The organism is Cupriavidus sp. C2SS-8b (genome assembly GCF_057073745.1).
In genome coordinates this window covers 311,000-323,739 of sequence record NZ_CP172718.1, presented here as the reverse complement: position 1 = coordinate 323,739, position 12,740 = coordinate 311,000, and the positions used below count along the sequence as shown (strand labels likewise).

Sequence of the window (12,740 nt, the reverse complement as noted above, 5' to 3'; positions counted from 1 at the left end):
CGGTCGCCTCAGAACAGCTTGATTTCGGCCGCGCTATTGGCCGGGTGGGAGGCAGCGGATGGCGGCGTGGCCTTCGCCAGCGCCGGGGCTGGGCCGGCCTTGCGTGTGGCCGGGGCGCCAGCCCGGGCGGCCGGAGCGGGGCGCGGCTGCGGACGGGGCGCCGACGCAATGACGGGCGCTGGCGGCTGTGCGGCCGGTTGCGGCGCCTCCATAACTTTGACGGGCACTTCGACCGACTGGGCATTCACAGGCACCGGCGCGGCCTCCACCGCAACGACGGTCACAGCCGGCGCCCGGACGGGATCCCGCGCGTTCGACTTGACCTGCGCCGCCGCGGGCGTCGCGGCCTCTCGCGTGGTGGCGGTGGTTGCCCGTCCATGCTTCCAGTTGGCGACGGACATGCCGAGTGCGCCCGCGGCGACGATGCCAGCCACGATGCCGACGATGAGGCGGGCGTTCCCTGCACGCTCGACCCAATGTCGGGTCAGCCCTGCGCCGGCGTAAGCGCGCGGCGGCAACAGGCGGCTGGCTCGATGGTGCGAGGTCGTCGGCGCTTCCAGGGTGAGCCGGGCGTGTGCAAACTGCTCGTGCAGGCGCTGGATGTCTCGAATGTCCACGGTAATCCTTGGGGTTCGGAAGGGCGGGGGGACAACAGGGGCCGTTAGGCCAGCCGGCTGCCGTCGTCGGCAAATCGGTCGTTGTCCGGGATGCAAAGCGAGTGAATGATGTTGATGCGGCGGCTGGCGATATCGAGCTGCGTATCGCGTTCAGTGCCGGAGATGGAGCGCCCGACGTGCGCGAACAGCGTAGCCGAGGACAGTTTGTCGTACTGGTTGAGTAGGCGCAGCAGCCGTCCGGCGAGTGCGTTGGGCACTTCGAGGGAAACGGACTCGTAGCCAATCGAGAACTCAAGCTGGTTCTTCGTGGCGAGCCACTCGGTCACGCGCGTAAACCAGATTTCAGCATCGCGGAAAGCTTCGTCGAGCGCCTTTACCTTACCGCCGCGCGCCACCGAACACTTGGCCGCGCAAAAATTGTAGTCATCGTGCAGAAACCGGCGCGTGAAGACGGACGAGAACGACACCTCTACTTTCGTTGAGGTCTCGGGAACGATGCGCCCGATGCGATCTTCGCTGATCAACCGCGTGAGGGGCTTAAGTCCAGTGTCTGGCTTGGCTTGCTCGGGTGTGCCCGCCTGAGCCAGGTCGGATTGCAAGTCTGGTGGGATGTGGGGGAATGTTCCCAGCTGCTCGGCCATGTCCTTAAACGCAAGTCTCTCTCGGAGGAGATTCTCGGCCAGGACAAGGGCGGATGCGTATCGTAAGGTTACCGATTTTCGTGAGGTTACGCGCTTTGCCTTGGCGCGCATTCGATACATAATGATCTCACTTCTAGCGTCACCGACGCATCGACCCGACTCCCTCGCGAGTCCATTGCATTTTCAAGTCGTGCTTTAGCGCATGCGCCGACTGGTTGGCTACCAGTGTGGACATTCTCTTGTGATGAGCATTTTCGCCATTTGCTCCCCATCTATCATCCGTAAAACGCGTCCTGCACCAGTGCTGCTTCTTGCATGCGCTGTGGACACCGTTCGAGCTCGGGACCATGTGGGTCTCTCTCTCTTGGCCCCTCCTGGGCAGAGCGGCCGTCGTCGGCTGATCCGTGATCCTGCGGTGAACCTTGTGTTCTAAATGGGTTGATGTGCAGCGTGACCATGCTGCACGGGGACGACTTTACGTCCCCACATAGAGCTTGCGCATTGGCGTATAGCTCCCTGTTTGCCACGCCCCCGGAAGGGGCGTGGCAACGGGCTTCCTGCGAACAAGCTCGCTTCCGCATCGCCGGAGCGGGCTTTTTTTGTTTGTAGGAACCCTCGAACAGGAGCTGATCATGCTGACTGCCATCGACCAGAATTCCCAGATTCGTGCCGCCATTGCGGCCACGCTTGCCCGTAGGCGACCCGACTATGTCGATATGCCGCACGCGTGGCGAAGTTTGTGCGAAGCGGCCCACGTGGCCGGTCTAGCGGAGCCCGCGCGAGCGGCGTTCCTTTCCCAAGTAACGACCCAGCGCGGGGCCGACACAGCCCTGCGCCTTCGGGAGCATGCTGCGTCCATCCGCGTCGCCGTCGTTCAATTTCTTGAACGCAGGAGCAGCGCATCATGCAACGAGCCATTGGCTACAGCGACTTCAGCAGTCCACGCAGTCTCATAGAGGAACGGCCCGCCAGGCCGCCGATCATTGGCAAGATCCGCCCGGGCATCAAGGTGCTCACCAAGGCGGGCAAGGCCAACCCGGAGGCGGTCAAGATCCACGACGCCATGTTGGCGCGTGGCGAGTCGTTCGAATCAATCGGCAACGAAATCGAGCGCAAAGCCAAGCTGCGCAACGCGCTCGTACCCAAGAACACCGGGTGGTTCACGTGTCGCGATTCGGATTTTACCAATCCGGCCACAGCCGAGGAGATCCTCCAGAAGTACGGCGAGGACCGCGGCGACGGGCTCAAGCTGTGGCGCTTCCCGGTGATCTTCGCCTTCGACGACTGGCTGGCCAACATGCCCAATCAGTTGAAGGTGTGGGGCACACGCGGCCTGCAGTACTTTTCGGACTACGGGCCGGACGGCAAGCGGTACTGCAAGATGTACGCAGCGCCGGAGGTCGATCAGCGCGCGCAACGTGCGAAGCGCCTGTTCGGCGGACGGACCATCATCCTGCGCCAGGATGACGCCATTCCCGATGGCGTGTGCGATCCGCACCAGTGCCCACAGTACCAGGAGCGCAAGTGCAATCTCAGTGCAAGCTTCTTCTTCGCGGTTCCCGACATCAAGGGCCTCGGCCTGATCGAATTGCCCACCAACTCCATCTACGTGCTGCAGAAGGCGTACGCCGCCATGCAGACGGTAGCCATGGCACGCGGTGGACGACTCGCCGGCATGCGCTTCTGGCTTTCGAAGAAGGCGGTCGAGATCACCCGTATCGGTGAAGATGGCCTGCCGATTCGGCAGGAACAGATGCTCACCACGCTGGATGCGGAGATCGACCTGGGCGCGCTGCTGGACGGCGCGGACCAGCTCGCCATCGAGGGGGCAAGCCATGCGGTTGCGTTGCTGGAGCGCGCATCGGCAGGAACTGAGGATGCGCCCTTGACGTCGACCGCAGAGTTTGCGGACCCCGTGCCAGTCGCCACGGCATCGGAAGGCATGGCTGGCGCGTCCGACCCCGAAGATCGCGAGAGCATGCTGGCCGACCTTGCGGCCCGCCTCGGCATGGCAGCCGGGCAGGAAAAGATCGATCTGCTGAGCTTTGCCCGCATCGAGTATGGGCAGGGTTGGACCAAGCGGCCCAAGGATATCGATAGCCTGATCGGCGAGATGCAGATGGCGCTGTCCAACCCGATGGCTTTCCGCGAGCAAGTCCGCGCCCGCGTGCGCGAGGCCACCTTGCCGGTCTGACGGCATCGAGGAGGAACGGCGCAGTCGCGTCGTTCTTCCTTCTCGATTTCCCCTCTTTTCCTTCACCTGCGGCCAGATCGGCTGCGCCTTTCCCTGTCTGCGCCTTGCCGGCGCAACGTACCCCTTTGGAGGATCACCTCATGCTCAATGCAAATGAGAGCCTGCTGTTGGCTCACTTTTCTGATTTGCACTACTCGCCCGGCCATCTCGACGAAGCGGATCGCTGCTTTGGCTTCGCGGTCCAACACGCGATCGCCGCGGGCAGTCGGGTTGGCGTCGTCTCCGGCGACTCGACCGACCATCGCTTGGATGCCCACACGCCGGCATTGCGTGTGCTGGCCGAACGGATCCGGCAGCTCTCCGACCACATGGCTGTGGTCATGCTTCAAGGAACATATTCCCACGAGCCGCCCGGCACGCTGGATCTGTTTCGCCTCGTTGGCAGCCGCTACCCGGTCTATATTGCTGACCGCATCCACCAGGTGGCGCTGCGCGATGGAGCGTTCATCCCGTCTGCTGGTGCGCTGTTCATGCCCGCGGAGATTGACGGGTTTCTCGCAAGTGGCGTTCCGGAGGTGGTCTTCACCTGCGTCCCCACGGTCAACAAGGCGACGCTCGCTGCGGCAGTCGGAACGACCGAGGCTGCAACCGCGGTGGGGGACCATCTGGCCACCTACCTGCATGCTGCCGGCACCGTGAATCGTGTTCTGCGGGCCCGGGGCGTTCGCACAGTAGGCATCTCGCACGGCACCGTGAACGGCTGCCAGACCGAGCACGGCGTGCCGATGGCTGGGTTCGACCACGAGTTCACCATTGGGGCGCTGTTCGATGCGGAATGCGACGGCTTCATGCTCGGGCATATCCATCGCGCCCAGCAATGGGACCGCGAAGGCCGACTGGTGGCATATCCGGGTTCAATCGGACGCTTCCACTATGGCGAGATCGGTGACAAGACCTACCTGCAATGGCAGGTCACGCCAGGGTGCGCGGTAACCACCCCAGTGGTGACGCCGGCCCGTGAGACCCTGTGCATCGACTTCGATGGCCCGCCCGACATGTCGGAGCTGGCCCGCGTCGCGGCGCAGGCTTCCGACAAATTCGTGCGTATCCGTTGGGTTGTGGACGAGGAGCACCGTCAGGTCGTCGATCGCGACGCCATTGGCGTGCTGTTTGCGGGCGCTGCCGAAGTGAAGCTCGAAGGCCGTGTGCTGCCTGCCGTGCGCAGCCGAGCGGAAGGCATCAGCCGTGCCGCCAGCCTGTCGGAAAAGATCACGCGGTGGGGTGAGTTGACGCAAGTCGACACTGTCCCGCTGCTGGATCGTCTGTCGATGCTGGAGCATGCAAATCCGCAAGCCATCGCGGACCTGGTGCTGCTGCAGCTCGACAATGCCGGCGGCTCGATCGAAGTTGCCGCAGTGTCTGCGCCTGACGTTGCGTCCTTACCGGTGGCTGACACCAATGTGTCTGCCGCACTGCCAGTGCCGGTCGCGCGTGCCGAACGTTTCCTCGAGGAGATCAGCACACCGCCACAAGCGATGGACTGGCTCACCGATGACCTGTTTGCGGAAGCGACCGCCTATTGAGACTTGCATAAATGCTGACATCACCACAACTCGGCCTGCTTCCAGCACGCGGCTATGATGTTGGCGCGTTGCTGTGCGCTGCGCAGCCGATTGCGGGCGGTCGTTTTGAGTTCGGCGAGCGAGTGTGGGCAGAAGTTGGCCAGGGCATGGCGCTTGAGCCAGGCCCAGAGATACTCCACTGGATTCAGGTCCGGGCTGTAGGGCGGGACAAAGGCCATCTGCACTGCACCACCAGTGCTATCGAGGTAGTCGCGCACGATGCGACTCTTGTGCTGCGCGGCGCCGTCCCAGATGATCATCAGGCGGCGTTTGAGGTGCGCGCGCAGTGCCTTGAGGAACTCCACAATCTGTGCGCTCTTGATCGCGCCGTCGTAAAGGCGGAACAGGCAGTTGTGATAACTCATTCCCGCGATGGCCGAGACATGCTTCCAGTTGAAATGAAACTGGATGACTGGCGTTTGACCTTTCGGAGCCCAGGTGCGCACGCGCGTGGGGCGTTCCGAGAGCCCAGACTCGTCAATGAAAACGATCAGCCGTTGCTCCCGCGTACACTTTTTTTGAGCGCGGGCCAAGTCTTGCGCTTCCACGCCAGAACGGCGTCCTCGTCGCGCTCGATAGCGCGTCGATCTGGGCGTTGGGGCGAGAAGCCGAGCGAATCCAGAATGCGCCAGACATGGGCCTCGTTGTATGACACCCCGAAGCGTTGCTCGATGAGTAGACGCACCCGTTTGAGCGTCCACAGTTCGGTGCCAAAGCCATGCTCGGTGGGGCGCTGCAGCAAGGCACGACACAACTGCTCGCGCTGGGCATCGTCGAGCAACGACGGCCGTCCACGGGCCATGGTGCGCAGCGCATCGATGCCGCCTTCGTCCAGTCGCGCCTTCCACGTGTACACCGTCTGCCGTGCCACGCCCACCGCAGCCGCAACCTCCGCGACCGGCTTGTTCGCTAACAGCATCCGTCCAGCGCGAACCCGCTTTCTGGTCGCTTCGTCCATCTTCCCTGCCATGCAATCGACTCCCGATCAACGCCTTGATCAGATAACGCGTCAGACTCGAATCGGTTGTCATGATTTATACAAGCCTCAATAGACCGTGAACTTGGCCAGAAGCATGTTCCGACAGCCCATTGGGGTTGTCGAAACAAGGTTTACCCCGCGTCCCTCGGACGCATCGACCGCTGTTTCATCCCTTTGACCCCTGACGGGTGCTTCCCGTCCGGGACAGCACTCCGTCTTATCTGGAGTGCACCATGATGTTTTACCCTGCGGGCGCCGATTGGGCCCAAACCTTTGAAACCACCATCGCCGCGTCCGACCTGGCCGCGCGACTGGCAGACGCACATGGCTTTACCCGCAGCACCTTGTTCCAGCCCTTCGGGGCAGGGCGCGGCGCGGTGATTGCCCAGCGCGACCATCTGCTGGTCCTCGCGGTGCACGCCGCCGACGGCCAGCACTGGTACGAGGTCACCCCCTCGCTCGAAATCCAGAACCTGCTCTGGTCGTTCACCAATGGCTACGCCAGCCAGTGGAGCGCGCTGGAGTTGAAGTCGCTGTGCGGCTGCACGGCGTGGCCCGACGTGATTGCGCTGGCTCGCCAGCAATTCGCGGCGGCCGTGCGCTCCCTGGAGCGTGCGCTGGCCGGGCGGCCCGAACATGACGCCCCAGCTGCCGCCCCTGACATGCCGTTCTACGACGGCGACGTGATGGAGTTGCCGGCTGATTACCTGGCATCCATGACCGGTACAGAGGTGTCCGAATGCGTCCACTGAAGCTGACACTCTCGGGCTTTCATGGCGTGCGCGATGGCATGCGCCGTGACAGCGTGACGTTGGACCTGATCCACTTGCCCCCCGGCTTGATCGCGCTAGTCGGTCCCAACGGGGCTGGCAAGACGACGCTGATGGACAACCTGCACCCGTACCCGATCATGCCGAGCCACGCCTCGAAAATGACCGCGGATGGCTTCTCCTACTGGGATCACCTCTGTGGCACCCGTGGCGAGAAGGATCTGGAGTGGGAGCACGCCGGCAAGCTGTACCGTTCGGCGTTCGCTTTCCGGAATCCGGGCAAGAGCCGCAAGGCGGAGTACTACTTGTTCGAGAAAGGCGCCGCAGGTGACTGGGTGCCGCTGCAGCTTCCCGACGGCACGCTGTCGGATGGCAAGGCAGATACCTACAACCGCTGCATTGAGGCGGTGTTGGGGTCGCCCGAAGCGTTCTTCACCAGCGTGTTCTCTGCCCAGAACCGTCGGCCGATCGCCAGCTACCAAGCCAGCGAGATCAAGCGACTGCTGGCTGAGTTGCTTGGGATCGAGCACTTGCGCGACCTGTCGGCGAAGGCCGGCGACGTGGCAAAGTTGCTTGGGCGCAGTCTGGACACCCTGCAGCGCGAGTTGGTGGGTCTCTCCGCCCAGCGTGACCGGGCGGTGCAGTTCGGACGCGAGATCGGCCAGACCGTCGAGGCATTGACTACGGCTCGGCGCGAGCGCGATGCGGAAACAGCCAACGGCGATAAGCTCCTTCAGGAGCGCGCGACGCTGGCCGCCTGGCAAAGCGCGAGTGCAGCGACTGACGCGCGTCTGCGCGAACTCAGGCAACGGGAAACCGAACTGGGGGCGCGCCGGCGGCAACTGGAATCCGACCACCGTGCAACGGCCACCCGTACCGCAACGCGGCGCCGGGAGCTAGAGCAGTTGGTGGCCAGCCGCAAGCTGACCGTGGCCGAAGGGCCGGTGATCCTCGCGGCAGGCGAGCAGCGCGATGCCTTGCAAATGGCCATTGGCCGGAAGCAGGGAGAGCTTGGCACGTTGCAGCAGGCGGTGAGCCAGTTGGAAATGCAAGGGACGCAGCAGGCCGCGCTTTCCACCGAGTTGCAGGGGCTGGAAGCCCGCGGCAAGTCGGCGGCGCAATTTGCTGGCTCGCTGAAGGCCCAGGCCGATGTGATCGACACGGTGCCGTGCCGGGCCGATCCGATGCACAACACCTGCCCGTTGCTGGCGCAGGCGCGCGAAGCCCAAGGCAAGTTGGCCGAACAGGTCATCACGGTGCGGGACTTGCGGGCCAGCTACCAGGCCAAGCAGTTGGCGACGAAGCCGCTGGCCGACGCGCTGGCGGCTCTGCCCGGCCAGCGTACGGCTTTGTCTGCCCTGCAGGCGGAGTTGGCACGTGACCAGCAGGAATTGCAGCGCCTGACCGCGCTGGCGGCCCGCAAGCCGATGCTGGATGTGGCCCGGGAGGGCCTGGCGCAGGCCGAGCGGGACCTCAAGGCACTCGGTGACGAGGAGGCGGCTGCCGCGGCGATTTTTACGCGGGATGTGGCGGATGCCGACGCTCAGCTGTCCGCCGTGCAGCGTGAGCTGTCTGGGCTGGCCACCGAGGACGTGACCGGCATGCTGGCTGCGCTCGATCTGCGCACCCGCCAGAGCCGGGAAGCGGTGGTGGCCCTTGACGGGCGGATCGAAGTCCTGATCCGCCAGCAGGCTACCTTGTCGACCGAACTCGAACGGGTGGAAGCCATGGTTGCCGGCCTGCCCGCGGTTCAGGGCAAGGCCGATCGGCTCTCTGATGAGATCGCGCAGTGGAAGCTGCTCGCCAAGGGATTGGGCAACGACGGCGTCATCGCGCTGTCCATCGATGACGCGGGCCCGGCCCTCACGCGCATCGTCAACGATCTGCTGCTCGCTTGCTACGGACCGCGATTTACCATCGCGATTCAGACGCAGACGACGCTGGCCAATGGCGAGAAGCGTGAAGGGTTCGAGATCGCCGTCAACGACGGGGAAAACGATTCCACGAAGGACTTCTCTGTGATGTCAGGCGGACAGAAGATCTGGATCAACGAGTGCCTGACCCGCGGGATTGCGCTCTACCGGGCGCAGGACACCGGGCAGGCCTTCCAGACGCTGTTCACCGACGAAGCCGATGGCCCGTTGGATCCCGAGCGAAAGCGTGCCTTCATGCGAATGAAGCGCGAAGTGCTGCGCCAGGGCGGGTACGAGCGGGAGTATTTCATTTCCCACACGCCGGACCTGATAGACGAAGCCGACGCCGTCATCGACGTGGCTGCCCTGGCGGCACAGTAGTCCGCATTTCCTTCCTCTTAATCATGGCCCGCACCCCTAAAAGGGGAGCGGCCCTTTTCATTTTGACTTATGAACAAAGCTTCAATCCCGGCCGCGGCCGCACCACATCTGCTGAACGACGAGCAAGAGAAGTTCATCGCCGAAGCGATCGAACTTGGAAAGCGTCAGATTCAGCAAGAGATTGCCACGGGACGGATTCCACCGACCATTACCGAGTTCGCCAGACTTCACAATTACGTGGATGCCAACGAGTTCGGAGGTCTGTGTGAGGACGGCGGTGAGATTCACCGCCTGTTCCCGCGTGCCACCGACGAGGACGCCGAAATTTTCTGCCAGGCGGCCAATAGGGTGCAGGACGCCCTGAATCAATGGCTTGGCTGCGCTGAGCGCAATGCGCTGCTAATCGAGCACCTTGTCGAATCGGCACTGAATGCGGCATGCCTCTCAGTCCAGGAGGGCCTCAAGCTCAACTACGGCGACGTGGCTGGGGTGTTCTTCTCGGGCTCGCAGAAAGAGGCGTTTCAAAAGATGTTCTCCCGGTACGTGCTTTGCGAGATAGCCATAATGGGCGATTCCGAAGAGGGGTGATTCCTCGCCCATTCACACCAAGGAACTGACCACAGCCTCCTTACCAGCGACCCGCTGGATGGAGGCCTGTTCAATTGCTCTGGCGTGTAAGGTCCGCCTGGTTGTAAGGCCAGGCCATTCCTGCCAATGCCCTCCTTCGGAGGGTTCTTCATGTCGCTACTTCGGCCTGCTCCCGTGGCCCGCAAGCGTAGCCAATGAAACCCAAGCGGGAATCCCTTCCTGCGGGAAGGACTCCGCTCAACGCAAACTTGAAAATGGTAAAAAAATACTTCGACGAGACTGGCCTTCTGGCGCTGAAGACAGTTACACCTGTAATCAGAGCGCTGTTCCAGGACTTTTACCTTGATCCCTCGCGTCCCAGCAAGGGCCGAGCATACATCGCGCGATCCTCCGAAAGTAATGTGCCTCAGTGGGAAGACATTCACGAAAGCCTGCGTGAACTTGTTCTCCAACTAGGCCTTAGCGTTCCAAATGACGACACCATAGAGAACCATCTCAATGTCTTGGCCAGGCACTTCGGGGCAGATGGTGACGCCACACTTGCTACCCTGATAGACCGCGCCGCCCCCTTCGATGGGCGCGTCGAGCCTGGCGTGCTGTTCGAAATCGCTCGCCGTCTTGACGATGGCCATGGCCTGAAGGCCTTGAATATCGAGGGATGCTGGCAACGCAGCAATGGCCGCCTTCTCGAGTATGGAGGATACGGCGAATACTATGGTCGCCGCGTCTCTGTGAGCGAATCTTCCAGTACCGCTCTGAACCTTGGTAAGGAGCTGGACTTGGCCTTGGAAGCGGGGGATCTTGGTAAGGCTATCGAAGGCCTGCTGACGCATGTTCGGAGCCTTTTGGCCGGCGTTACCAACGACGAAACTCGGGCAGCTCTGCGTACTGGGATAGCCAAGGAATTGCTCGGCCCGGCGGATACTTCGTATGGACAACGCGTCGAACACGACGGATCGCGCGGCATACCGCGTACAAGGATCGCCTCCAGCTAACCCTTGGATACGACGTTGGGGTCTTACGCAAGCGGACGTCGCCCTTCCGCCGGCGGCACTGTGGCGTGGGGGCAGGTCGCGACGCCACAGCATTCACTGATTGTCGTCAACATGCAGAAAGGCCCCGGAATCGGAGATTCCGGGGCCTTTTCATTTGGTGCGGTTGCGGAGTAATTACGCCGCGGCGTCCTTCAGCTTCTTCAGCGGTCGGACCTTCACCTTCACGCTGGCCGGCTTGGCGGCGAACCACTGGTCTTGACCCGTGAACGGGTTCTTGCCGAAACGCTTCTTGGTGGCCGGCACCTGGATCGCAGCGACCTTGAACAGGCCGGGCAGCGTGAACTCGCCCGCGCCCTTCTTGTTGATGGCGCTGACGATGGTGTTCTCCAGGTGGGCGAGCACGGTCTGGACAGTCTTCTTTTCCAGTTGGGTTTGCTCGACCAGGTGCGCCAGCAGGCTCGACTTGTTGAACGTGTCCTTGATCGGCTTCGCGACCGGAGCAGCAGCGACTGCCTTCTTGGCCGGTGCGGCCTTCTTTGCGGGGGCTGCAGCCTTCTTTGCAGCGGTCTTCGTTGCAGTCTTTGCTACGGGCTTTGCTTTGGTGGCCATGGTCTCTTTGGTTGGAATGCGCGCCAGCCGCGGGATTTGGCTCTCAGCGCTGCCGCGAAGCATAGCAAATGGGGGCCGTCATGCAAGTAGCGCTTACCCATCCACTATCGAACGGTGCGATCTTTGTCTTCCTCGATAGTGGCGGCGATACGGTCGCAGGTGCGAAGGCTGGCCAGGCCCAGCATCTGGCTGACTTCCTCGCGCGAGCGTCCGGCCAGTAAATGCCGCCGGCCGAAGGTGTTGCGCAGCGTGCGTGGGCTCATCTCCGCATCCGACCCGCCGTTCGCTTCGAGCACCGCCGACACGGTGCGTCCGAAGCTCATGTCCGTGATTGGGCGTCCGTCCGGAGTGAGCGTGAACAGTCGATCGCCCTCGATCGGCAACGTCTTGCGCCGCGCCAGCCACGCACGCAGTACGGGCACCGCAAAGTCGGACAGGTGCACCGTGCGGGCGTCTCGTGGCCCGGGCACGAAGAGGTAAGGGGGGCGGGCGTTCGGGACCAGGTCCACGATGCGCGCGGCGCGGGCTTCGGCGGCGGTGATGCCCGTCGCCAGAAACGTGGCGACGATGGCGCGGCTGCGCAGTTGTGCCAGATCGTCGGCAGGGGACTGCAGATAGGCCTGCAGCCGCGCATCGGCGTCGGCGTCGAGATACTGCGGCGTGGGTTCAATGTCCGGCCACCGTTCGACGGCGAGAAGAGGGGCGGCCGGGTTGTCCCGGCGCACGCCGGCGAAGACCAGGTGCCGGCATAGCCGGTCCAGCAGCTTCACGTACCGCATGCGCGTGGCCTGCGAATAGGTGCGGGCCTCCGCGCTCAACCAGAACGCCTCGATGTCGTCGGCGCCAAACGCGACGACGGACGTTTCCCTGGCCACCAGATGTCGGCGGAAGTGCTCGAACATCGCCTGGTGCTGGATGATCGAGCGGGCTGAGAACGGGCGGTGATCGGCGCCGGAGGCCTCGCGTGCCTGCCAGTCCCGGTAGGCCAGGGTGGGATTCTTGAGCCAGAGGGTATCCATGACCGCTGTTATATACTGAATTTGCCCCTCCCCATACCCCTGCCGCCTCGTCGAGGCGGATATTGCCTGTAGGAGACGGGGTCACTCCCGCCGCCGGCCGTAGCGATTCCGACGGGCGCACAGCCTTGCACGCGTTTTGGCATAGTGGGGATAGGCGGCATCCAGCATGCCCGTGAGCCGCTCCAAGCGGTGCTCCTGCGTGAAGCAGCACGCGAGCAGGCATTCCCAGGCGCAGTAGCGCCTGCGGGAACTGGAGATTGCCGACCTTCGCCCGCGCCTTCAGACCTGCGCGTCGGGCGGCGGTTGAGCTGTGCCAGACCGGGTCAGCCACGCCAGACAAACTCGTGGCGTTGGCCCATGCGTCGAAGTCGAAGAGTTCGTACGTGGGCGCGCGAGAATCTGCCCGCACTGG

12 protein-coding genes and 1 pseudogene are annotated in these 12,740 nt (G+C 63.2%); 7 read left to right on the top strand and 6 right to left on the bottom strand.

What is annotated here, in order from left to right:
* Positions 1–8: 8 nt before the first annotated feature.
* Both ACIGJB_RS31125 and ACIGJB_RS31120 read right to left on the bottom strand, forming a co-directional pair.
* On the bottom strand, positions 9–617 hold the full coding sequence (locus ACIGJB_RS31125; RefSeq protein ID WP_483735164.1) for a hypothetical protein: 609 nt from the start codon (positions 615–617) through the stop codon (positions 9–11).
* A gap of 44 nt (positions 618–661) precedes the next feature.
* A complete protein-coding gene (locus tag ACIGJB_RS31120) occupies positions 662–1,258 on the bottom strand; it encodes a hypothetical protein (protein ID WP_483735163.1) in 597 nt (198 codons plus the stop codon).
* A 632-nt stretch (positions 1,259–1,890) separates the two neighbouring features.
* On the opposite strand from ACIGJB_RS31120, the gene ACIGJB_RS31115 reads away from it, so the two are divergent.
* The 3 genes from ACIGJB_RS31115 to ACIGJB_RS31105 all read left to right on the top strand — a co-directional run bounded on the left by ACIGJB_RS31115 (position 1,891) and on the right by ACIGJB_RS31105 (position 5,035).
* Entirely contained in the window at positions 1,891–2,214 is a 324-nt protein-coding gene (locus ACIGJB_RS31115) for a DUF7696 family protein (RefSeq protein WP_483735162.1), read from the top strand.
* Positions 2,163–3,452 (top strand): recombination directionality factor, encoded by a 1,290-nt coding sequence (locus tag ACIGJB_RS31110; RefSeq protein WP_483735161.1) that lies wholly within the window; start codon positions 2,163–2,165, stop codon positions 3,450–3,452. Before ACIGJB_RS31115 ends, ACIGJB_RS31110 begins: the two co-directional genes overlap by 52 nt.
* Before the next feature lie 140 nt (positions 3,453–3,592).
* Positions 3,593–5,035 (top strand): metallophosphoesterase family protein, encoded by a 1,443-nt coding sequence (locus ACIGJB_RS31105; RefSeq protein WP_483735160.1) that lies wholly within the window; start codon positions 3,593–3,595, stop codon positions 5,033–5,035.
* Between the two features lie 20 nt (positions 5,036–5,055).
* Here ACIGJB_RS31105 and ACIGJB_RS31100 read toward each other — a convergent pair whose 3' ends face one another.
* Together ACIGJB_RS31100 and ACIGJB_RS31095 are read right to left on the bottom strand one after the other, a co-directional pair.
* Entirely contained in the window at positions 5,056–5,775 is a 720-nt protein-coding gene (locus tag ACIGJB_RS31100) for an IS630 family transposase (RefSeq protein WP_483735159.1), read from the bottom strand.
* Positions 5,670–5,993 (bottom strand): annotated as a pseudogene (locus tag ACIGJB_RS31095) (helix-turn-helix domain-containing protein); the annotation flags it as partial. The pseudogene ACIGJB_RS31095 and the gene ACIGJB_RS31100, both read right to left, overlap by 106 nt.
* A 293-nt stretch (positions 5,994–6,286) precedes the next feature.
* On the opposite strand from ACIGJB_RS31095, the gene ACIGJB_RS31090 reads away from it, so the two are divergent.
* From ACIGJB_RS31090 to ACIGJB_RS31075, 4 genes are all read left to right on the top strand, one after another.
* Positions 6,287–6,805: a hypothetical protein gene (locus tag ACIGJB_RS31090; protein ID WP_483735158.1), complete on the top strand. Its 519-nt coding sequence runs from the start codon at positions 6,287–6,289 to the stop codon at positions 6,803–6,805.
* Complete coding sequence (locus ACIGJB_RS31085) at positions 6,793–9,117, top strand: SMC family ATPase (protein ID WP_483735157.1); 2,325 nt, start codon at positions 6,793–6,795, stop codon at positions 9,115–9,117. Before ACIGJB_RS31090 ends, ACIGJB_RS31085 begins: the two co-directional genes overlap by 13 nt.
* Before the next feature lie 69 nt (positions 9,118–9,186).
* Positions 9,187–9,705: a hypothetical protein gene (locus tag ACIGJB_RS31080; protein WP_483735156.1), complete on the top strand. Its 519-nt coding sequence runs from the start codon at positions 9,187–9,189 to the stop codon at positions 9,703–9,705.
* A gap of 194 nt (positions 9,706–9,899) precedes the next feature.
* Positions 9,900–10,700: a hypothetical protein gene (locus ACIGJB_RS31075; RefSeq protein WP_483735155.1), complete on the top strand. Its 801-nt coding sequence runs from the start codon at positions 9,900–9,902 to the stop codon at positions 10,698–10,700.
* A gap of 174 nt (positions 10,701–10,874) precedes the next feature.
* Here the strand turns inward: ACIGJB_RS31075 and ACIGJB_RS31070 are convergent, their stop codons facing one another.
* Both ACIGJB_RS31070 and ACIGJB_RS31065 read right to left on the bottom strand, forming a co-directional pair.
* Entirely contained in the window at positions 10,875–11,309 is a 435-nt protein-coding gene (locus ACIGJB_RS31070) for an HU family DNA-binding protein (protein ID WP_483735154.1), read from the bottom strand.
* A 104-nt stretch (positions 11,310–11,413) separates the two neighbouring features.
* A complete protein-coding gene (locus ACIGJB_RS31065; RefSeq protein WP_483735153.1) occupies positions 11,414–12,328 on the bottom strand; it encodes a tyrosine-type recombinase/integrase in 915 nt (304 codons plus the stop codon).
* Positions 12,329–12,740: the final 412 nt, after the last annotated feature.